This is a genomic window from Streptomyces ardesiacus, assembly GCF_003112575.1.
Taxonomy (GTDB): domain Bacteria; phylum Actinomycetota; class Actinomycetes; order Streptomycetales; family Streptomycetaceae; genus Streptomyces; species Streptomyces ardesiacus.
Genome location: NZ_BEWC01000005.1, coordinates 674,635 through 695,177, shown reverse-complemented (window position 1 = coordinate 695,177; position 20,543 = coordinate 674,635). Strand labels below are relative to the sequence as shown.

Here is a 20,543-nt window from a genome sequence, read left to right as displayed (position 1 = left end):
ATTCGGCAATCAATCGCGGGAATTAAGACCGGCTTTAGCATCGTGAATACAGCGGGTTTGTCGCGCTCTCACTGACTGATGCCGCCGTCGATCTGCAGGACCTGGCCGGTGATGTAGGAGGCCCGCTCGGAGGCCAGGAACGAGACCGCGTCCGCGACCTCGGCCGCCGACCCGATCCGGCCCAGCGGAATCTGCTTGAGCAGCTTGGCGCGCGCCCGGTCGCTCATGCCGTCCGTCATGTCGGTGGCGATCAGGCCGGGCGCGACGACGTTGGCCCGGATGCCGAAGCGGGCCACTTCCTTGGCGAGGGACTTGGTGAAGCCGATGATGCCGGCCTTGGACGCGGCGTAGTTGGACTGCGTGGCGTTGCCGTACACGCCCGTGACCGACGAGATGTTCACGATCGTGCCGCGCGCGTGCTTGATCATCGGGAACACGGCCGCGCGGCAGACGTGGTAGGTCCCGGTGAGGTTGGTCTCGATGACGCTGTGCCAGGCGTGCGCGCTCATCGTCGCCAGCGGGCTGTCGTGCACGATCCCGGCGCTGGTGACCACGGCGTCGAGCGGCCCGAGCCGCTCGGCGGTCTTCGCCAGGTACGCGATGACGGCCTGCTCGTCGGTGACGTCCACGGCGGCCTCGTACAGCCGCCGTCCGTGGTCCTCGGCCAGCTTGACGACGTCGTCCGCGTCCTCGGGCCGGGTGCGGTAGCAGTAGCTGACGTCGTAGCCGTCGGTGAGCAGCCTCTCGACCACCGCGCGGCCGATGCCGCGCGAACCGCCGGTGACCAGGGCGACGGGCGCGCTCGGCGGCGTCATGGGTGTCTCCTGCATGGTTGCGTCCTCTCCTCGCTTGATGACGGCGGGCCGCGCCCGGCGGCGGCGGGCCGCACCCGGCGCGGACTCCCGCGCGACGGCAGTCAGACGATCGCTTCTCCGCCGTCGACGCCGATGACGTTTCCGGTGAGCCAGGACGAGCTGCTGGCCGAGAGCATGACGATCGCCTCCGCCACCTCCTCGGGCTCGGTGATCCGGCCGTGCGGGTTCGCCTCGGCCGCGCGCCGGGCCAGGTCCTCGCTGCCGGGAATGCGCAGCGCGGCCGGTGTGGGGGCCATTCCGGCGCGGATCGCGTTGACCGCGACACCGGACGGCGCCAGTTCCACGGCGAGCTGGCGGACGTGGGCGCAGAGCGCGGCCTTGGCGGCGCCGACCGCGCCGTAGCTCGGCATGGCGTGCTCGTCCCCGTGGCTGGTCAGCGTGAACACCTTCGCGCCGGGCCGCAGCAGGCCCGCCACGTAGAGGTCCCTGGTCCAGTAGACGAGGCTGTGGCCCATCACGTCGGCCGTCATGTTCATCTGCCGGGGCGTGATCACGTCCGGCTGTTCCTCGGTCGGGATGAACGGCAGCAGGCTGCCGAACGCGAGGGAGTGCAGCAGTACGCGGACACCGCCCGGTCCGGTCGCCTCCGCGATCTCCGCCACGAGCTCGGCGCGGTTCTGGTGGCCGGCCGCGTTGCGGTTGTGGAACACGACCTGGACACCGGTGGCCTCCAGCTCGGCGACGAGCTCCTCCACCTCGGTCCGCTGCGCCGCGGTGCTGAGGTGCACGCCGAAGATGTGGGCGCCCTCCTTCGCCATGGCCAGGGCCGTGGCCCGGCCCATGCCGCTGGAGGCACCGAGGATCACGGCCCACGAGCCCTTCACCGATGACAGCATGTCCATCCCTTTCGTTCCTTGATGAGCGCCCGGCGCGCGGGCACGGTCCGCACCGCCACGGCGGCTACGCCGTCCCGTACGGGTCCACCGACGCGAACGCCACGTTGCCCTCGCCCGCGACGGCCACCACCGTCCGCGGACCGGCGGCGCCGTCGCGCAGGTCGTGCGCGACCCGCTCCATCGGCGCCAGCGCGCCGGCCCGGGCGCCGACCGCCTCGACCGACAGCGGTACGCGTCGCGCCGACCAGTCGCGGACCGCCGCCTCGACCGCCGCGGCCACCGCCGAGCCGTCCGTGACCACCCGGATCAGCTCCGGTGCGCGGCCGGGCGCGGCGAGTGCCTCCAGGGCTTCGCGCACCTCCCGGCCGGCACGCCGCCGCCCGGACTCGTGCGCCAGGGCGGCCGGAGGGACGAAACGCAGCGTGGTCCGCAGCAGCGCGCCGCCGGGCCGTACGGCGTCGGCCGGCGGGCGGAGCACCAGCACGACGGACCCGGCCTCGGCGGCCGCCGTGCCGTGGCCCGGGTCGAACGCCTCCGTGACACCGGCCAGGACCAGGTCGCCGCGGCCGGCGCCGAGTTCGCGAGCGGCCACGTGCAGCGCCTCCAGGCCGGCCACGCGCGGCGAGGTCACGGTCGTGTTGAAGCCCTTGAGCCGGTGCTCGGTGGACAGGCGCGAGGCGACGAGGTTGACGGAGAAGAACGGCGTGAGCATCGGGCTGAGCCGGTTGATCCCGCCGGCCCGCACCACCTCGGTGATGTCGGCGTGCAGCGCCGCCACCGCGCTGTTGGTCCCCACGACGGCCGCGCGCCGCTCCTCGGCGAAGCCGGCGAGAGCCGCGGGCCCGTCCCCGGCGGCACCGGCGCTCCCCACGGACCCGGCGGATCCAGCAGGACCGGCAGGGCCGGCAGGGCCGGCAGGCCCGGCAGGCCCGGCGGATTCCGCGCCGCTCCGCGTGAGGGCGTCCTTGGCCGCGGCCAGCAGGTACTGGCAGGCGTCGGGCAGGTACTTGTAGCCGCGCGGACCGAGCCGGGCCCGGTAGTCGAACCAGGGTTCGTCCAGCGCGGTTCCGGCCGGCGCGGCCACGGTCCCCACGCCGGTGACGACGGCCTCGGCCACGGTGTCGCGTGCCGTCACCGGCTTTCGCCTCCGAACACCAGGGAGAAGTTGTTCCCGCCGAACGCATAGGCGTTGAGCAGGACGTTCGTCCGCGTCAGCGGAGTGGGACCGGTCTGCGGCAGCCACACCCGGCAGTCCGGGTCCTGGCGCTCCAGCGTCATGTTCGCGGGCATCGCGCCGTGCCGCGCCATCAGCGCGGCACAGACCGTGGAGAACGCGGCGGCGGAGCCGGCGGTGTGGCCGATGAACGCCTTGAGGCTGAACAGCGGTACGTCGCCCAGCCGTTCGCCGAGGACCTCGCCGAGCACCCGGGCCTCGACCGCGTCGTTCTGGCGGGTGCCGGTGCCGTGCGGGATCACCGCGTCGACGTCGCCGGGCTCCCGCCCGGCCTCGCGCAGCGCCTCGCGCGCGACCCGCACCAGCTGGTCACCGGCCGGATCGGGCGCGGTCGGATGGTGGGCGTCGCAGCTCAGAGCGGCGCCGAGAAGACGGCCGTACACGGGCCGGCCGGCCGCGGCCCCGGCGGACCGCACCACCAGCATCGCCGCGCCCTCGCCGAAGACGGTGCCCCCGCGGTCCGCGTCGAACGGGCGGCAGCGGACGGGGTCGCTGGCGCCGAGCCGGCCGAAGGCGGCCAGCGGCACCGTGGCCACCGCGTCCGCTCCGCCGACCAGCACGGTCCGCGCCTCGCCCCGGCGCACCAGGTCGATCGCGAGCGTCAGCGCGTAACCGCTGGCCGCGCAGGCGTTGCTGACGCTGATGTTGCTGCCGAACGCGCCGAGTTCGCCGCCCACGGCCGAGGCGACCCGGAACACCGGGGCCCACGCCTCCGCCCCGGCGCCGTCCCGGGCGGTCTCCCGCTCGGCGGTCTCGCCGGCCGCGGTGCCGATCACCACGGCCATGTCCGCGATCTCCTCGGCGGTCAGCGCGGCGTCGGCGACCGCCTGACGCGCGGCGTGCAGGGCGAACGCGGTCGCGCGACCGTACCGGCCGGTCTCCGTGACGCCGTCCGCGACGCGGTAGGAGAGCGCGCCGGGCACCCGCTCGGCGAGGCCCGGCGGCGGCTCCGGACGGCTGTCGGCCGCCCGCAGTCCGGCCCAGAACGCGTCGACGCCCGCACCGAGGCAGCTCACGGTGCCGAGTCCGGTCACCACGACGTCGTCAGAGGTGAGGCCCTTCATGGTCGGTTGCCTTTCCCCTGTGCCGATGTGCCGAATTCGATCCGCCGAGCTGACGGCGACCTTACCGAGGCCGCCCTTAAACCCTCCTTAATTTCGACCGAGCCATTGATTGCGCGGCCGGGCCGCGGTTCCCAGGAAAGCGGCCTTTTAGCGGGGAATAAGAGGGCCGTGGTTAAGCTTCCCCTCGCCATATATCTGACGGTTGATTTTTTGGACCGCCACATCTATTCACTGGAGAACGCCATGCCCCAGGCTCAGCAGGCTCAGCATCTCGAGGAGCTCCGGGAACTCGCCGCCGCCGCGCTCGAGATCGAGCCCGAGGAGCTCGGCGTCGACGACCACTTCATCGAGGACCACGACGGCGACTCGCTGCGCGCCATCGAGCTGCTGGCCCGGATCGAGAAGAAGTACAAGATCGAACTGCCGCAGACCGAACTGCCGAACATGACCAGCCTGAGCGCGGTCTACAAGGTCGTCGCCCACTACGCGAACTGGCAGGACTGAGTCCATGGACCGGCGCGTCGTCATCACCGGACTCGGCCCCGTCACCAGCATCGGCATCGGCGTCGCCGCCTTCGGTGCCGGACTGCGCGCCGGGCGGAGCGGTGTCTCGCCCATCACCAGTTTCGACACCACCGGCTTCCCGCACGTCATGGGCGCCGAGGTGCGCGACTTCGAGCCGGCCTCGCTGCTCCGGCGCCTCGACCCGCGGCAGTGGGGGCTGGCGAGCCGGTTCGCCGCCGCGGCCGCACGGCTGGCCGTCGAGGACTCCGGAGTGGACCCCGACCGCATCGCCGGCCCGCGGTCCGGCGCGAGCATCGGCACCTGCACCGGCGAGTCGCAGGTGCTGCAGAGCCTCACCGAGGAGTGGGTGCGCGAGGGCTTCGGCGCCATGTCGCCGCACGAGGCGGCCCAGGCACCGACCCACCAGATCGGCAGCGCCGTCCACCGCGAACTCGGCTTCACCGGCGACTCGATGATGGTCTCCGCGGCCTGCGCCGCCAGCAACTACACCATCGGCAACGCCTACGACCTGATCGCCGGCGGCGAGCTCGACTACATGATCGCCGGCGGCGCCGACGCCATGGTGCGCTGGGGCCACGCCGGGTTCTACCGGTGCGGCCTGATGGCCGAGGACGCCTGCTCACCGTTCGACCGCGACCGCACCGGCGTGCTCGCCGGCGAAGGGGCGTCGGCACTGTTCCTGGAGACCCTGGACTCGGCGGTGGAGCGCGGCGCGCGCATCTACGCCGAAGTGCTCGGCTACGGCCTCAGCTGCGACGCCCGCCACCCGGTCGCGCCCGACGCGGACGGCATCGCCCGCTGCATCCGCCGCGCCCACGCCAACGCCGGCGTCACCCCCCAGGACGTGGACTACATCTGCGCCCACGGGACCGGCACTCCCGCCAACGACCTGACCGAGGCCAACGCGGTCCGCGACGTCTTCGGACCGACCCCGCCGCCGATGAGTTCGATCAAGTCGATGCTCGGCCACACCATGGGCGCCGCGAGCGGCCTGGGCGCCATCGCCTCCGTACTCGGCATCAGGGAAGGTTTCATGCCGCCCACCATCAACTACGGCCACGAGGACCCGGCGCTGACCGGCATCGACCCGGTGCCGAACGCGGCCCGGCCCGCGCGGCTGCGCGTCGTGCAGAACAACGGCTTCGCGTTCGGCGGGAACAACGCCGTGACGCTCTTCGGTGAGGTCGCCTGATGGCCGGCACGCTGGCGGTGACCGGCTGGGGCGTCGTGGCCTCGACGGGGGTCGGTGCCGACGAGTTCGGCAAGGCGCTGGTGGACGGACAGAGCGGTCTGCGGGACGTCGGCGCGATGTTCGCCGAGGAGCTGCCGCAGCCGGCCGCCCACGCGCTCGTCGACTTCGACGTCCGCGACCACCTGGGCCGCAAGCGGACCGGCAGTCTGGACCGCACCACCGCGTTCGCCGTCACGGCGGCCGGACTGGCCCTGGCCGACTCCGGGATCCGGCTGGACGACGAGAACCGCGACGAGACCGGCATCGTCCTCGGCAACACCATGGGCAGCTTCCGTTCGATCGCCGAGTTCGACCGGGAGACCCTGGTCAACGAGCGGCCCTACCTGGTCGAGCCGCTCCTCTTCCCGAACAGCGTGATGAACTGCGCGGCCAGCCGCTGCGCCATCTGGCACCAGCTGCGCGGCGTCAACGCCACCATTCCGGCGGGCCGGATCTCCGCCGTGTCGGCGCTGCGCTACGGCGGCACGCTCCTGCGGCGCGGCCACGCCCGCACGCTGCTGCTCGGCGCGGTCGAGGAGTTCAGCGCGCACCGGGCCTGGCTGGAGCACCACGCACACGCCGACGAGCCGTCGCGGGCACCGCTCGGCGAGGCCGCGGCGCTGCTGGTCACCGAGGACGCACGGGCGGTCCGCGCGGCCGGCCGGCCGCTGGACGCCGAGATCCTCGCGACGAAGACCGGTCACTTCGACCCGGCCGACCGGGCCACCGCGCCCGCCGACGGTCTGGCGCAGCACCTCGGGGCCGCGCTCGACGCCGCCGGAGTCACCGCCGAGCAGGTCACCACCGTCGCCACCGGCGAGTGCGGCCTCTCGCGCGTGGACGCCGTGGAACGGGCCGCCGTCGAGGCGGTCCTCGGCACCGGGCCCGACCGGCTCAGGGCCGCCGACACGCTCGGCGACTGCGGCGGCGCCTCCGCGGCCGTGCAGCTCGCCGCCGTCCTGGCCCTGCACCGCGACGACCCGGGCCGCGACGGCCAGGTGTCCGTGGTGACGTCCTGCGACCCCGAGGGAGGAGTCGGCGTGGTCGTCCTGCGGGGCTGGAGCAGGCGCGGAGCGCTCCGGTGACCGTGGACGCGCCGCCCTTCGCCGACGGCGTCGGTGTCCACCGGCTGACCGGCGGCAGCGGCGCCCTGGTCGTCGCGGTGCACGGCGCCGAGGGAAGCTGGCGCGAGTGGGAGCCGCTGGCCGCGGCGTGGCCGGGACGGCACCGGCTGGTCGCGCTCGACCTGCCGTGGCGGGCCGGGAACGACTACGGCTGGGCGCGGCGGGGCACGCCCGGCCAGTGGCTGCGCGGCGCCGTCGACCGTCTGGGAGAGCCGGTGCACGCCGTGCTCGGACACTCCCTCGGCGGCAACGCGGTGCTGGAGTGGCTGTGCGCGCCGGGCGAGCGGGAGCCGGCTGCCGCCGTGCTGTTCGCGCCCTTCTACCGGCCGGCGACGGACACCGTCGACGCCGCCCTGGAAGGGGAGTTCCGCGCCGCCTTCCGGGTCGCGGTCGCCGACGGCATCCGGATCGCGCTGTCCACGCGCGCCCGGCGGCTGGACGAGCAGCTCTTCGAGTCGATCGTGGACACCGCGCTGAACCGGGTCGGCGCGTACGGACTCGGCGTCCTCTTCCGCCAGTTCGTCGCCACCGGCGCCTTCGACCTGGCCGGCGTGCGGGTCCCGACCCGCGTCCTGGTCGGCGAGACCGATCCGGCCCTGATCCCCCGCCGGGGCGCGGCGCTGGCCGCGGCCATGCCCGCGGCGGCCGTGTCCCACCGCCCCGGCTACGGGCACTGCTTCCACATCAGCCACGCCGACCGGATCGCCGCCGACATCGCCGCGTTCCTGGCCGGCGCCACGCCCGTGCCGCTCGGCGCGGGCGAGTAACGGAGACCCGCATGAAACCACGCAGGCGCCCCAGGGCGTACTTCAACCTCCGCAGCCCGTACAGCTGGATGGCCCTCGACCAGCTGGAGCGGCGGTTCCCGCGGGCGGGCGAGCTGATCGACTACTACCCGCTCTGGGAGCCCGAGGCGGGGCTGCGGGAGGCACTGCACGAGCGCGGCGCCGAGGTGCTGTACCGGCCGATGAGCAAGGCCAAGCACCTGTACATCCTGAGTGACGTCAAGCGCACCGCCACCCGGCTCGGCTATCCGCTGGCCTGGCCCGTCGACAGCGAGCAGGACTGGGACCTGCCGCACCTGGCGTGGCTGGCGGCCCGGCGCGAGGGCCGCCACCGGCCGCTGTACCGGGCGCTCGTGGAGACCCGCTGGCACCGCGGTGAGCCGATCAACTCGCCGGAGGCCGTCGTCGGGGCGGGCGAGGCGGCCGGTCTGGACGGCGCCGCGCTGCTCGCCGCCGCGCGTTCCCCGCAGGTGCGGGCCGAGGCGGTGGACGTGCTGGAGGCCGCCTACGAGGACGACATCTTCGGCATGCCCTACTTCCGCATCGGCCGCGAGCGGCTGTGGGGCCTGGACCGGCTCGACGAGTTCGTCTCCGCGCTGCACCGGGCCTGGCCGGAGGCGGAGGCCGACGGCCCCGCGCGGACGGACGGCCCCGCCGCGGACGCCGATCCGCTGGCCGGGGTGCCGGCCGAACTCCTCACGAAGGCCGGCAGCTACGACACCGACACGGCGGGTGCGTGCGGCTGACGCCGCTCGGCCCGGCCGCGCCCGAACCGTCCCCCCATCCACAGTTCCCCAGACCGCCGTGGAGCGATTGCGAGGCACCATGTTCAGAAGATTCCTGAGGGCCTTCCTGTCCCTTGTGATGCGCGTCGCCTTCCGCCCGCGCATCACGGGCGTGCACCACATTCCGGCCGAGGGGCCGTGCATCATCGCGGCCAACCACCTGTCCTTCTCCGACCACGTCTTCATCTCGCTCGCCGTGTCCCGGCCGGTCTGCTTCATCGGCAAGGCCGAGCGGCTGACCGGCAAGGGCGTCAAGGGCAGGCTGAGCGCGGCGTTCTTCCGGGCCATCGGGATCGTGCCGGTGGAGCGGGACGGCGGGCCCGGCGGCGTCGCCGCCCTCGGACTCGCGCGTGAGGTCATCGAGGACGGCCAGGTCTTCGGCATCCACCCGGAGGGCACGCGCTCGCCGGACGGCCGGCTGTACCGGGGCCGCACCGGTGTCGGCTGGCTGGCCATGGCGACCGGCGCGCCGGTGGTGCCGTGCGGGATCGTGGGCACCGACCGGGTGCAGCCGCTCGGCCGGATGGTGCCGAAGCCCGTCCGGTTCGACCTGCACTTCGGCGCGCCCCTCAGCTTCGCGGAGTACCACGGCAAGGAGGGCGAGGCCCGGCTGCGCCGCAGCGTCACGGACACGGTGATGAAGGAGATCGAGCGGCTGTCCGGCCTGGAGTACGTACCTCGGTTCGCCACCATGCACAAGGACGCCGCGGCGAAGGAGAAGGAGACCGCCGCCTAGTCCCCCGCCGGACGCGCCTCTGCCCCGCGCACCGCGCCGGCGTCACGAACGGTGCCCCACTCGGCCTCGGTCCCTGGTCGAGTGGGGCACCGTTCGTCGTCGTACCGCCGCGGGGTACGTGGTCTCCCCGACGCGCCGCTCAGCCGTCCGTCGCGGCCGGCTCGCCCTCCGCCGGGTCCCCGGAAGCGCCGGGCTGCGTGGCAGCGCCGGGTTCGGCAGGGGCACCGGGACCGGCAGGAGCGCCGGGTTCGGCTGGGGCGCCGGACGCCGCCGGAGCGCTCTTCGGATAGGTGAAGGCCGTGAAGGCGAGCGCGAGGAGCGCGAACCCGGTGGCCGTCCAGCCGATCGCGCCGCCGCCCGCGAAGTTCACCGCGAGCCCGCCGGCCAGGCCGCCGACGGCGGTGCCGAGGTACTGCGCCGAGGACAGCAGGCCGAGCGCGAGCGGCGCCGAGGCCGGCGCGGCGGTGATCACCCGGTGCTGCTGGCCCATGGTCACCGGCCAGGCCATCACCGACCAGACCGCCGCCCACACCAGCGCGCCGGGGAAGGTGAGGTCGGCGAGCGGGGTCAGCGCGACCGAGGCCGCGATGCCCGCGATGCCGAGGAAGATCATGGCGCGCGGGCCGTAGCGGTCGGTGAGCCGGCCCGCCACCACGATGCCGACGACGGCGGCGAGGCCCCACACCCAGATGACCGCCGTCAGCTTTCCGGCGCTGCCGCCGGTGGCCCCGCCCAGCGCGGGGCCGAGGTAGGTGTAGAGGGTGTATCCGGCGGAGAAGGTGAGCGCCTGCGTGACCAGCGCGGCGAGCACCGCGCGGTCGGCGAGCGGCGTGAGCCGCGCACGCAGGTTCGGCGCCTGCGGCAGCCGTACGTCCGGCACGGTCGCGGCGACCGCGGCCGTCGCCACCGCGCCGAGCCCGGCGATCAGCCAGAACACCACGCGCCAGTCGAAGGTTCCGCCGATCCAGGTACCGACCGGCGAGCCCAGCGCGGTGGCCACGCTCAGTCCGCCGAGCACCACGGCGAGCGCACGGCCACGCCGTTCCGGCGCCACGAGCGCGCTGGCGGTGGCCGAGGCGGTCGGCGTGTAGAGCGCGGCGCCCGCCGCGGCGAGCACGCGGGTGGCGAGCACCAGGCCGAGCGTGGGCGCCAGCGCGGTGAACACGTTGGCCACCGTGAACACGGCGAGCCCGACGAGCAGCACCTGCCGCCGGGTGAACCGCGCCGTGGTGGCGGCGAGGACCGGCGAGAGCACCGCGTAGGCGACGGCGAAGACCGTGGCGAGCTGGCCGACCGCGGCGACCGACACGTCCAGGTCCCGCGCGATCGGCAGGACCAGTCCGGCCGTGACGAAGAGATCCGTGCCGATGGCGAAGGTGCCGATGCCGAGCGGCAGCAGCCGGCGCAGCTCCATGTCCGTGGCTCCTTGCTTCACGCGTCACCGCCGGTGACGAAGTCGAGGCTCTGACCGATCACCGACGGGTCGGTGAGCACCCGCCGGTGACCGAGGCCCTCGGTGGCGACCAGGCGGGACCGCCCGCCCAGCGCCGTCACGATCTTCCCGGCCTCGGCGAAGGCGACTTCCCGGTCCTTGCGGTCGTGGACGACCAGGGCCCGGGCGGTGATCAGCTCGGGCCGGTGGGAGACGGAGAAGCGGCGCCAGATGTCGGTCTCGGGCCGGAAGAACTCCTCCGTGCGGCGGTGCAGCTCCTTCTTGAGCCCCTCGCGCAGGCCGAGCTGGACGCAGAAGGTGTCGTAGCTGGTGCGGAAGTCGCACAGCGCGCCGATGGAGACGATCCGCTCGGCCCTGACGCCTTCCCGCACCGCGTCGTACGCGCAGGTCCCGCCGAAGGAGTGGCCGATGATCGCGCGGAAGGGACCGTGCCGGTCGTGCAGCGCCGCGGTGAGCGCGCGGTGGTCGAGCAGCGTGGTGTTGCGGCCCTCGGAGTCGCCGTGCCCGAAGGCGTCGTAGGCGACCGGGGTGAGGCCGCGCTCCAGCAGGCCGGGCACGAAGCCGGCGAGCGCGCTGGCCCGCATGGCGAAGCCGTGCATCAGCAGGACGGGCTCGCCCTTGCCGTCGCCCCACCGGTAGACGGCGACCCCCTTGCCGTCCACCACGATCCGCTCCACCGAGGCCGCCTCGTGCACCTCCTTCTCCGCCGGCCGCACCGGCGCGCGGCCCGTGGGTTCGCAGAAGAGCCGGAAGGCGTATCTGCCGGCGAGGCGCGGCGCCACGTACGAGGTCGTGTTGAGCGCGCGACGGATGGTTACCACGGAGGGGGGCATGGTGGCCTCGTTCCTTCTCGGTCGGCGGACTGAGCGTCAACAGCCCTCAGTTGACCTGGCGTTGACGATCAACCCAGTACGGCTGACGCAGCTCACGACGGAGGATCTTGCCACTGGCGTTGCGCGGCAGCGACGGGACGAAGGTGTATCCGGCCGGAAGCTGGAAGTCGGCGAGCCGGCCGCGCAGGGCCAGCATCAGCTCCCGGGGGGTGGCCACGGCACCGGGTTCCAGCACCACGAAGGCGTGCACCGCCTCGCCCCAGCGTTCGTCCGGCACGGCCACCGCGGCGGCCTCGCGGACCGCGGGGTGGGCGGCGAGGGCGTTCTCGACGGCGGCCGGATAGACGTTCTCGCCGGCGACGATGATGGTGTCCTTGATCCGGTCGCAGAGGTAGAGATAGCCCTCCTCGTCGAGGTAGCCCGCGTCCCCGGTGACGATCCAGCCGTCCTGGAGGGTCTCCTCGGTGGCCTCGGGCCGGCCGTGGTAGCCGAGCATCCGGGCCCCGGTGCGCAGCCGCACCTCGCCGACCTCGCCGACGGGCAGCGGCGCGCCCCTGTCGTCGGTGATCCGGACGGCGAACCCCGGGTAGGGGCGCCCCGCGGCGGCCAGCCGGGGACTGCCCGGGACGTGCTCGGACGGCGGCAGGCAGCAGGCGGTGTTGCCGGTCTCGGTGAGGCCGTAGATCTGGGCGAAGTCCGCCCCGATGCGGTCCAGTCCCTGGCGCAGCAGGGTCTCGGAGATCGGCGCGCCGCCGTAGACGACCTTGCGCAGGCTGCGCAGCGACGCGGGATCCTCCGGGGACTCGGACAGCATCATCTGGAGCATCGCCGGGACCACGCAGGTCGTGGTGGCGCGGTGGGTGCGCACCAGTTCCACGGCGGTGCCGCCGGTGAAGGCCGGCATCACCACGTTGGTGACGCCGGCGGCGAACCCCTGGGCCGCCCACCACAGTCCGCCGACGTGGAAGCCCGGCACACAGATCAGCGAGATGTCGTCGTCGCGCCAGTCGATCCAGTCCAGGCCCTCGGAGTCCAGCGCCGCGCGGACGGCGAAGAAGGTGCGGTGCGCGAGGACCACGCCCTTGGGCAGGCCGGTGGTGCCGCTGGTGTAGATCTGGACGACCGGCGTGTCGGCGGTCGCCTCGAACCGCGGCGGCTCGCCGGCCGCCTCGGCCCACCCCGGCGGCACCGTGGGGATGCCGTCGTGGGCGGTGTCGGCGAAGAGCAGTCTGGCGTCGGAGTCGCGCAGGATGTGCTCGATCTCCTCACCGCCGAGCCGCCAGTTGACCGGCACCAGTACGGCTCCCGCCATGGCGCAGGCGAAGAGCAGCACGTAGTAGTGCTCGGAGTCCCGTGCGAGGTGCGCCACCCGGTCGCCGGGCCGCACGCCCGCCTCGTGCAGCGCCGCCGCGGTGCGCAGGGCGCGGGCGTACAGCTCGGCGTAGGTGACCGTGCGGTCCTGGCAGTGCACGGCGATCCGCTCCGGGCGGCGCGCGGCCTGCGCGGACAGCGCGGCGTGAAGGGTCAGGTCCATCGGTTCTGCTCCGCCCAGTAGCTGCGTACGTCGGTGTGCTCCGGACCCGGCCGGTCCTCGGCGGTGCGGGGGGTGGCGGCGGCCTCCAGGAGCACGTGCGCCTGGGTGCCGCTGAAGCCGACCGCGCTCACGCCGGCGAGCAGCCGGTCCGCCGCCGGCCACGGGACGGTCTCGCGCGGCAGGCGCAGGGTGTCGCTCCAGGGCGCCTCGGGTTCGGGCTCGGCCGCACCGGGGTGCGCCGGGACCTCGCGGTGGGCGAGCGCCAGCGCCGCCTTGATCAGGCCCGCCGCCCCCGAAGCGGCCTCCAGGTAACCGATGTTGGCCTTGTGCGAGCCGACCAGCAGGTCGCCGCCGCGGTAGGCGGCGGAGAGGGCCTCGGTCTCGATCAGGCCGCCGAGCCGCGAGCCGTTGGCGTGCGCCTCGACGAACTGCACCTCCTCGGCGCGCACGCCGGCGCTCCGCAACGCCGCCTCCATGGTGTGGCGTTGGCCCTCGGCGGAGGCGGCGGCGATGTCCGCGCGGGAGCCGTGCTGGTAGACGGCGCCGCCGCGCAGCACGGCGTAGGGCGTCGCGGCGAACCGTGCCGCGTCCGACTGCCGGCACAGGACGACGACTCCGCAGCCCTCCGCGCGTACATGGCCGTCGGCGTGCGCGGTCAGCGGCCGGCTGCGGCCGGTCGGCGACAGCATCCCGGCGCGGGCGCAGGCGACCGTGGACAGCGGCGAGAGCAGCAGGTTGGCGGCGCCGACCACCGCCACGTCGCACTCGTCGCGGCGCAGCGCCGCGAGCGCGAGCTGCACCGCGACCAGCGTCGACGAGCAGGCGGTGTCGACGGTGAGCGCCGGCCCGTCCAGGCCGAGCCCGTGCGCCACCCGGGCCGCGCTGCCGCTGGGCGCGCTGCCGAGGGCCGCGTACGGCGAGACGGCGTCCAGCGGGGTGCCGCGGCGCAGAGCGGCGTGGTGGTACTCGACGGTGCCGACCGTGGTCCACACGCCGACGCGGTGGCCGGCGCGCCGGGCCCGGTCCAGTTGCGCGTCGGCCAGTGCCTCGTCGGCGACGGTCAGCAGCAGGCGCTGCTGCGGATCGAGCTGGACGGCCTCCTCGGCGCCGACGCCGAACCGTGCGGCGTCGAAGAGGTCGACTCCGTCGAGGTACCCGCCCCGGCCCAGCTCCCCGGCCCACGGGGCCAGTTCGTCGTCCGCCGGGTTCCAGCGCGGCCGCCCGGTGGAGTCGCACGGCACCCGTTCCGAGGCCGGCAGCACGTCCTTGCCGGACCTGAGCACGTCCCAGTAGGCGGCGGGCCCGTCGAGCCCGCCGGGCAGGCGGCAGCCGATGCCCAGGATCGCCGCGCCCTGGGTGTCCGCGGCGCGCTGCCGGGCCAGGGCGAGGACGAGCTGCTTCTGGCTGAGGGTCTGCAGGTGGGCCACGTACTCCCGCACCGGGTCAGCCCTCGCCCTCGAGCAGCGCGGCGAGTTCCGCGTCGGCCTGCTCGTCGGAGAGCCCGGCGACGTCCCGCTCCTCGGCCGCCGGCGCCGTCTCCGCCGCGAGCTGCACCAGCACGTGCTCCGTCAGCGCCCGCACCGTCGGGAAGTCGAAGGCGATCGACGAGGTGAGCGGCGTGCGGAAGTCGGACTCCAGGACGTTCTTGAGCTGCACCGCGCTCAGGGAGTCCAGGCCCAGGTCGCGGAACGGTGCGTCCCCCGCGATCTCCTCGGCGCCGTGGAACTGCAGGACCTCCGCGACCCGGGTCCGGATCCGCTCGTTGACGCGCGCGGCCCGCTCGGCGCGGTCCACCGCGGCCAGGCCCGCCAGGTCGAACGGAGCCACCGCACCGCCGGACACGCCCTCGCCGTCGGCGACCAGCGAGTACAGCGCGTTCGCCGCGGGCTGCCGGGACACGAAGCGGTCCCAGTCGAACTCGCCGACCATCACCTGCGGCAGGCCGCCGGCCAGGGTCCTGGACAGCGCCCTGGTGCCTTCGCCGGGCTGGAGGAAGCGCATGCCCTGGCCCTCGATGGCCCGCATGTGCTGCCCGCCCAGCTTCGCCGCCATGCCGACCTCGGCCCACGGCCCCCAGTCCAGGCTCAGGCCGGGCAGGCCCCGCTCGGAGCGACGCTCCATCAGCGCGTCCAGGAAGGAGTTGGCGGCGGCGTAGTTGGCCTGGCCGGCCGGGCCGAGCACCGCGGAGACCGAGGAGTAGCCGACGAACAGCTTCAGCCCGGGCGCGGCCTGCTCGAGGAGCCGGGCGCCGTACACCTTGGGCCGGAAGACGTGCTCGACGTCCTGCCAGGTCATGGCGGAGAGCGGCTTGTCCGCGAGGACACCGGCGGCGTGCACCACGCCCGCGAGCGGCTGCAGTTCGGCCACCACCCGGGCGACGTCGGCGGGATCGGCGACGTCGCCGCGGCAGAAGGTCACGGTGACCCCGTCGCCGAACCTCTGCGCGAGCCCGGCCGGCGCCTCGCCGCGGGACATCAGCGCGATCCGGCGGGCGCCGAGCGCGACCAGCTTCTCGGCGGTGAGCAGGCCGAGCGCGCCGAGCCCACCGGTGATCAGATAGGTGCCCCCGGGGTCGATCTCCTCGGCCACCGGCGTCGGCCGCCCGCCGAACCGGACCACCAGCTTTCCGGTGTTGGCGCCCCGCGACAGGACGCCGAACGCCTCCGTCACCTCGTCGAGGTCGTACGCGGTGACCGGCGGCGGCCGCAGCTCGCCCGTGCTGATCAGGTCGGCCACCGGGCGGAGGATGTCCCGGGTGATGCGGGCGATCTCCGACGGCGCGAACTCGCTCAGGTCGAAGTTGTGGTACTCCGCGTCGGGCCGCTGCGCACGGGCCTCCTCCGGTGTGCGGATGCCGAGCTTGCCGAGCTCCACGAACCGGCCGCCCTCGGCGAGCACCCGGAACCCGGCGTCGACGTACTCCTTGTTGAGGGAGTTGAGCACGACGTCCACGCCGCGCCCGCCGGTCAGCCGGAGCACCTCGTCGGCGAAGTCGGTGGTGCGCGAGTTCATGACGTGCGCCACGCCCTGCTCGCGCAGCAGCGGCCACTTGCGCGGCGAGGCGGTGGCGTACACCTCGGCGCCCGCGAGCCGGGCCAGTTGCACCGCGGCCTGCCCGACGCCGCCGGCCGCGGCGTGCACGAGCACCGTGTCGCCGCGCTTGAGGTGCGCCAGGTGGTGCAGCGCGTACCAGGCGGTGACGAAGGCGGTGGGCACCGCCGCGCCCTGCTCGGCGGTGATCCCGTCCGGCCGGCGGGCCACCATCGCGGACGGCACCGTCACCCGGCTGCGCAGCGCGCCCAGCAGGCTGACGAGCACCGGCGTGCCGGGAGCGAACTCGGCGTCGGGCCCGGCCGCGACCACCGTGCCCGCGCCCTCGAAGCCGAGCGGCAGCTCGCCGTGCTCGCGGAGCATGCCGAGCGCGTTGAGCACGTCCTTGAAGTTGAGGCCGGCCGCCTCGATCCGCACCTCGACCTCGTCGCCGCGCGGCGGGGCCGGCCGGGCGGCGGGGACGGCCCGCACGCCGGAGAAGTCGCCGTACTCCTCGATCTCCAGCGCCACGTCCCCGGTCTCGTCCGCGACCGGGACGATGCGGCGGACGTGCCGGTGGCCCTCGCGGTGGGCGATCTGGAACTCGGTCGCCTCGGCGTTGCGCCACTCGTCGGCCAGCGCGGTGGTGTCCCCGGCGGGCAGGTCCAGCAGGGTCGCCCGGAAGCCCGGGTACTCGCTCCACAGCGTCTGTCCGAAGCCCCACAGCGAGGCCGCGGGCAGGCCGTCCTCGTCCGCGGGGTCCTGCGCGCCCTCGGTGACCAGCCACAGCCGCCCGCCGAAGCCCTGCAGCCGGGGCAGCAGGGCGAGCAGGTCCGTGTAGTTCTCCTCGCACTCGGCGCGCAGCCGTTCGTCGGTGAGCGGGCCGGGCAGCCGCCGCCAGAACCAGGCGACGTCGCTCCCCTCCTCCGGCGCGCCGGAGAAGGCGGTCACGTCCGGGCCCGGGTCCGCGAGCTCGGCCGGGTCGCGGTGCGCCACCAGGACCGGACGGCGCTCTCCGTCGGTGCGGATCAGCGAGCGCTTCACCCAGCGCGGCCGGTGGTACCGGGACACGGTGCGGCCGCTGTTGACGACCTTCTTGAAGGCGATGTCCCGCAGCGAGCAGACCGGCCGGCCGTCCTCGTACAGCACCGCGTCCGCCGTGGTCCCGTCGCCGGTCAGCCGGGCGACGCTGCGCAGTGCGCCGCCGCGCGGCTTCTTGTGCAGCAGCACCCCGCCGAAGCCGACCGGCAGGTACGTCTCGTCCCCCTCCACCAGCGCGGCGAGCGACTGGATCACGCCGTCCAGCAGGCCGGGCGGCAGCAGCTCCACCGCGCCCGCCGACGGATTGGCCAGGCGCGTGACGGCCGCGCCCTCGACGTCGCGGGCGAGGTGGGTGATCCGCTTGAACTCCGGTCCGTAGGTCAGGCCGTGGTCGGCGTACTCGGCGTACAGCTCGTCCGCCGGGAAGACCGTGGCCGGGTCGGCGGCCGTCAGGCGCACCGGCTCGGCCGCCTCGCCGAAGCGCGCGGTGAGGTGGCGCCGCTCCAGGCCGTCGGCGAGGCTCACCACCTCGACCTCGCCGTCCGCCATCACCCGGGTGCGCACCTCGGCGGGGACGAGCAGCGGCTCCAGGATCCGCAGGTCGGTCAGCGGCCGGGACGTCTCGCCGTACTCCGCGTCCTGGAGCGCGAGCATCAGCTCGACGTAGCCGGCGGCCGGGAACAGGACCTGCCCCATCACCACGTGGTCGCGGAGCCAGCGCGGGTGCTCCGGCTCCAGCCGGGCGGTGAACTCGCCGGGCCCGGTCCGCCGGCCGAGCAGCGGATGCAGCGCCAGCGGGTCGGCGGTGCGGCGGTGGCCGCGGGAGGGCAGCCAGTAGCGGCGGCGGTCGAAGGCGTACGAGGGCAGCACGGCGCGGGCGGTGCCCCGGCCGTGGTGAAAGCCGCGCCAGTCGACCGCCAGGCCCGCCCGGTAGGCGCGGACCAGTGAGGTGAGGACGGTGCGGCCGGCCTCGTCCTGCGGTGCGAGGCTGGCCAGCCACAGGTGGTCCTTGGGCTCGGCGACGCAGCGGCGGCCCATGGCGGTCAGCGTGTCGGCGGGCCCGACCTCCAGGAAGAGGTGGTCTCCACGGGCCTCCACGGCCCGCATGCCGGCCTGGAAGCGGACCGGCTCCGCGACGTGCCGGACCCAGTAGTCGACCGTCGAGACGGTCTCCAGGTCGGCGACCTCGCCGGTGACGTTGGAGACGAGCGTGAGCTCCGGCTCGTGGAAGGCGATGCCGTCCAGCGAGGCGCGGAACCGCTCGGTGATCTCCGCCATCAGCGGCGAGTGGAAGGCGTGGGAGACGGGCAGCTCCTTGACCCTGACGCCACGCGCGGTCAGCTGTGCCACGACCTCGTCCAGCGAGGCGCGGCCACCGGAGACGACGCAGTCCTGCGGCGTGTTGAGCGCCCCGAACGAGAGGTCCGCGTACGGCGCGACGAGCTCGGCGACCTCCTCGGCGGGCGCCGCCACGGCGACCATGGACCCGGGTGCCCGGACCGACTGCATCAGGGCGCCGCGGGCCGCCACCAGGCGCACCGCGTCCTCGAGCGAGAACAGCCCGGCGACCGCGGCCGCCGCGACCTCGCCGACGGAGTGGCCGACCAGCACGTCGGGCCGTATCCCCCAGCTCAGCCAGAGCTTGGCGAGGGCGTACTCGAGGGAGAAGAGCGCGGGCTGGGTGAACCGGGTCTGGTCGAGGTCCCCCGGCTCGCCCTCCTCGCCGAACATGAGCGCCTTGACGGAGCGGCCCAGGTGCGCGGCGAAGAGCCGGTCGCAGGCGTCCAGGTGCTCGCGGAAGACCGGGTGGCGCGCGTACAGCGGCGCTCCCATGCCGGTGTACTGCGCGCCCTGGCCGGTGAACAGCAGCGCCACCTTGCGCTCTGGTTCCGCCGTGGGCTCCTGGTCGAGGAGCGCGAGCAGTTCGTCGCGGTCGCCGACCACGCCGGCGATACGGTGGCCGAAGTGGGCCCGGCCGAGCGTGCTGGTGCGGCAGACCTCGTCGAGACCGAGGTCGGGGTGGTCTTCGAGGTGCCGCCGATGACGGGCGGCCAGCTCGCGCAGCGACTCGGGTGTCTTGGCGGAGAGCGCGAAGACCCCGGCGCCGCCGGGCTCGGGGTCGCGCGCGGTGGTGGGCGGGGCCTCTTCGAGGACGGCGGACGCGATGGTGCCGGCGAAGCCGAAGGAGTTGACCAGGGCGCGGCGCGTCGGCGCCGACCAGGCGACGGCCTTGGTCGGGACGGTGACGCGGTAGCGGTCCCAGGGAATGTGCGGGGACGGCGTCTCCCAGTGCAGGTGCGGGAAGATCTCCCCGGCCTGCAGCTGGAGCACGGCCTTGATCAGTCCGCCGACACCGGCCGCGGCCTCCATGTGTCCGACGTTGGTCTTCAGGGAGCCGACGGTGACGCCCTCGGGGAAGGTCGCGTCGACGGCGCCGAGCTCGATCGGGTCGCCCAGCGACGTGCCCGTACCGTGCGCCTCCACGTAACTCACGTCGGCCGGTTCGAGCAGCGCCGCGTCCAGCGCCGCCCGCATCACCGCCTCCTGCGCGGAGCCGTTGGGCACGGTCAGGCCGCCGCTCTCGCCGTCCTGGCGCACCGCGGTGCCGCGGACCAGGGCCAGCACGGTGTCGCCGTCGGCCTTGGCCCGCGACAGCCGTTTGAGGACGACGGCGCCGCAGCCCTCGCTGCGGCTGTAGCCGTCGGCCCGCTCGTCGAAGGTCTTGCACTCGCCGTCCGGAGCGAGCATCCCGGCCTGCGAGAAGACCACGTGGTTGCGCGGGTGGTGGATGACGTTGACGCCGCCGGCCAGCGCGATGGAGCACTCGCCGCGGCGCAGCGCCTCCACCGCCAGGTGGAGGGTCACCAGCGAGGAGGAGCAGGCGGTGTCCACCGTGAGACTGGGCCCGCGCCAGCCGAGGACGTACGAGACCCGGCCCGACACCGCGCTGTTGGCGGCGCCGGTGCCGGTGTAGGCGTCCATGTCCTCGTACGGCAGCTGCACCACTTCGAGGTTGAAGTCGACGCCGCTGGAGCCGAAGTACACGGCGCCGTCACCGCCCCGCAGGCCGGTGGGGTCGATGCCCGCGTGTTCGAGCGCCTCCCAGCAGGTCTCCAGTGCGAGCCGCTGCTGCGGGTCGATGTACTGGGCCTCCTTGGGGGAGATGCTGAAGAACCGGGGGTCGAAGCGGTCGAAGTCCCGCAGGAAGCCGCCGCCGGCGGTGCGGATCCGGCCCGCGGCGACCTGGCCCTCCCCGTCGTCCGCGAACTCCGCGGCGTCCCACCGGTCCTCGGGCACCGGCCCGGTCCCGGAGCGGCCGGCGCGCAGGAACTCCGCGAATCCCTCGGGTGTGTCGTTCTCACCGGGGAACCGCAGGCCGACACCGACGACCGCAATGGGTTCGTACTTCTCCAGCAGCAGGTTCTCCAGGAGCTTGCGCTCCTCACCCTCGTTCACG

The 20,543-nt window shown here is 74.3% G+C and carries 15 protein-coding genes; 6 read left to right on the top strand and 9 right to left on the bottom strand.

The features are described from left to right. Nucleotides 1–68: 68 nt before the first annotated feature. From fabG to Sdi02f_RS19790, 4 genes are all read right to left on the bottom strand, one after another. Nucleotides 69–830 (bottom strand): 3-oxoacyl-ACP reductase FabG, encoded by a 762-nt coding sequence (fabG, locus tag Sdi02f_RS19805; RefSeq protein WP_234328498.1) that lies wholly within the window; start codon nt 828–830, stop codon nt 69–71. Between the two features lie 86 nt (nt 831–916). Then, entirely contained in the window at nt 917–1,717 is an 801-nt protein-coding gene (locus Sdi02f_RS19800) for an SDR family oxidoreductase (protein WP_234319815.1), read from the bottom strand. A 58-nt stretch (nt 1,718–1,775) separates the two neighbouring features. Next, nucleotides 1,776–2,846 carry a beta-ketoacyl synthase N-terminal-like domain-containing protein gene (locus Sdi02f_RS35675; protein WP_159107665.1) on the bottom strand — a complete coding sequence of 357 codons (1,071 nt, stop codon included), beginning with the start codon at nt 2,844–2,846 and terminating at the stop codon, nt 1,776–1,778. Next, entirely contained in the window at nt 2,843–4,009 is a 1,167-nt protein-coding gene (locus Sdi02f_RS19790; RefSeq protein WP_055468030.1) for a beta-ketoacyl synthase N-terminal-like domain-containing protein, read from the bottom strand. Before Sdi02f_RS19790 ends, Sdi02f_RS35675 begins: the two co-directional genes overlap by 4 nt. Before the next feature lie 168 nt (nt 4,010–4,177). On the opposite strand from Sdi02f_RS19790, the gene Sdi02f_RS19785 reads away from it, so the two are divergent. The 6 genes from Sdi02f_RS19785 (at nt 4,178) to Sdi02f_RS19760 (ending at nt 9,195) form a co-directional block, all read left to right on the top strand. Beyond that, nucleotides 4,178–4,513, top strand: coding sequence for an acyl carrier protein (locus Sdi02f_RS19785; protein ID WP_234319816.1), 336 nt, complete (start codon nt 4,178–4,180; stop codon nt 4,511–4,513). A gap of 4 nt (nt 4,514–4,517) precedes the next feature. Further along, complete coding sequence (locus Sdi02f_RS19780; protein WP_030404858.1) at nt 4,518–5,726, top strand: beta-ketoacyl-[acyl-carrier-protein] synthase family protein; 1,209 nt, start codon at nt 4,518–4,520, stop codon at nt 5,724–5,726. Continuing rightward, nucleotides 5,726–6,850, top strand: coding sequence for a beta-ketoacyl synthase N-terminal-like domain-containing protein (locus Sdi02f_RS19775; RefSeq protein WP_030404859.1), 1,125 nt, complete (start codon nt 5,726–5,728; stop codon nt 6,848–6,850). Before Sdi02f_RS19780 ends, Sdi02f_RS19775 begins: the two co-directional genes overlap by 1 nt. Next, on the top strand, nt 6,847–7,656 hold the full coding sequence (locus Sdi02f_RS19770; RefSeq protein ID WP_159107664.1) for an alpha/beta fold hydrolase: 810 nt from the start codon (nt 6,847–6,849) through the stop codon (nt 7,654–7,656). The genes Sdi02f_RS19775 and Sdi02f_RS19770 overlap by 4 nt, the downstream gene beginning before the upstream one ends. Before the next feature lie 11 nt (nt 7,657–7,667). Next, nucleotides 7,668–8,420: a DsbA family protein gene (locus Sdi02f_RS19765; protein WP_031185080.1), complete on the top strand. Its 753-nt coding sequence runs from the start codon at nt 7,668–7,670 to the stop codon at nt 8,418–8,420. A gap of 79 nt (nt 8,421–8,499) precedes the next feature. After that, complete coding sequence (locus Sdi02f_RS19760; protein WP_030404862.1) at nt 8,500–9,195, top strand: lysophospholipid acyltransferase family protein; 696 nt, start codon at nt 8,500–8,502, stop codon at nt 9,193–9,195. 139 nt (nt 9,196–9,334) lie between these two features. Here the strand turns inward: Sdi02f_RS19760 and Sdi02f_RS19755 are convergent, their stop codons facing one another. Genes Sdi02f_RS19755 through Sdi02f_RS19735 form a run of 5 tightly spaced genes read right to left on the bottom strand, consistent with a single transcriptional unit; the run spans nt 9,335 to nt 20,542 of the window. Further along, nucleotides 9,335–10,609, bottom strand: coding sequence for an MFS transporter (locus Sdi02f_RS19755; protein WP_051849761.1), 1,275 nt, complete (start codon nt 10,607–10,609; stop codon nt 9,335–9,337). A 17-nt stretch (nt 10,610–10,626) separates the two neighbouring features. Beyond that, entirely contained in the window at nt 10,627–11,481 is an 855-nt protein-coding gene (locus Sdi02f_RS19750) for an alpha/beta fold hydrolase (RefSeq protein WP_030404864.1), read from the bottom strand. A 46-nt stretch (nt 11,482–11,527) separates the two neighbouring features. Continuing rightward, on the bottom strand, nt 11,528–13,015 hold the full coding sequence (locus Sdi02f_RS19745) for an AMP-binding protein (RefSeq protein WP_108933744.1): 1,488 nt from the start codon (nt 13,013–13,015) through the stop codon (nt 11,528–11,530). Further along, on the bottom strand, nt 13,006–14,442 hold the full coding sequence (locus Sdi02f_RS19740; protein ID WP_159107663.1) for a beta-ketoacyl [acyl carrier protein] synthase domain-containing protein: 1,437 nt from the start codon (nt 14,440–14,442) through the stop codon (nt 13,006–13,008). Before Sdi02f_RS19740 ends, Sdi02f_RS19745 begins: the two co-directional genes overlap by 10 nt. Nucleotides 14,443–14,458: 16 nt before the next feature. Beyond that, nucleotides 14,459–20,542, bottom strand: coding sequence for a type I polyketide synthase (locus Sdi02f_RS19735; RefSeq protein WP_108933742.1), 6,084 nt, complete (start codon nt 20,540–20,542; stop codon nt 14,459–14,461). Nucleotide 20,543: the final 1 nt, after the last annotated feature.

What these genes read in the sequence shown, in the direction of transcription:
- Sdi02f_RS19790 (WP_055468030.1), bottom strand. Translation starts at nt 4,009, where the DNA reads ATGAAGGGCCTCACCTCTGACGACGTCGTGGTGACCGGACTCGGCACC.
- Sdi02f_RS19775 (WP_030404859.1), top strand. Translation starts at nt 5,726, where the DNA reads ATGGCCGGCACGCTGGCGGTGACCGGCTGGGGCGTCGTGGCCTCGACG.
- Sdi02f_RS19750 (WP_030404864.1), bottom strand. Translation starts at nt 11,481, where the DNA reads ATGCCCCCCTCCGTGGTAACCATCCGTCGCGCGCTCAACACGACCTCG.
- Sdi02f_RS19765 (WP_031185080.1), top strand. Translation starts at nt 7,668, where the DNA reads ATGAAACCACGCAGGCGCCCCAGGGCGTACTTCAACCTCCGCAGCCCG.
- Sdi02f_RS19760 (WP_030404862.1), top strand. Translation starts at nt 8,500, where the DNA reads ATGTTCAGAAGATTCCTGAGGGCCTTCCTGTCCCTTGTGATGCGCGTC.
- Sdi02f_RS19780 (WP_030404858.1), top strand. Translation starts at nt 4,518, where the DNA reads ATGGACCGGCGCGTCGTCATCACCGGACTCGGCCCCGTCACCAGCATC.
- Sdi02f_RS19800 (WP_234319815.1), bottom strand. Translation starts at nt 1,717, where the DNA reads ATGGACATGCTGTCATCGGTGAAGGGCTCGTGGGCCGTGATCCTCGGT.
- fabG (WP_234328498.1), bottom strand. Translation starts at nt 830, where the DNA reads ATGCAGGAGACACCCATGACGCCGCCGAGCGCGCCCGTCGCCCTGGTC.
- Sdi02f_RS19755 (WP_051849761.1), bottom strand. Translation starts at nt 10,609, where the DNA reads ATGGAGCTGCGCCGGCTGCTGCCGCTCGGCATCGGCACCTTCGCCATC.
- Sdi02f_RS19745 (WP_108933744.1), bottom strand. Translation starts at nt 13,015, where the DNA reads ATGGACCTGACCCTTCACGCCGCGCTGTCCGCGCAGGCCGCGCGCCGC.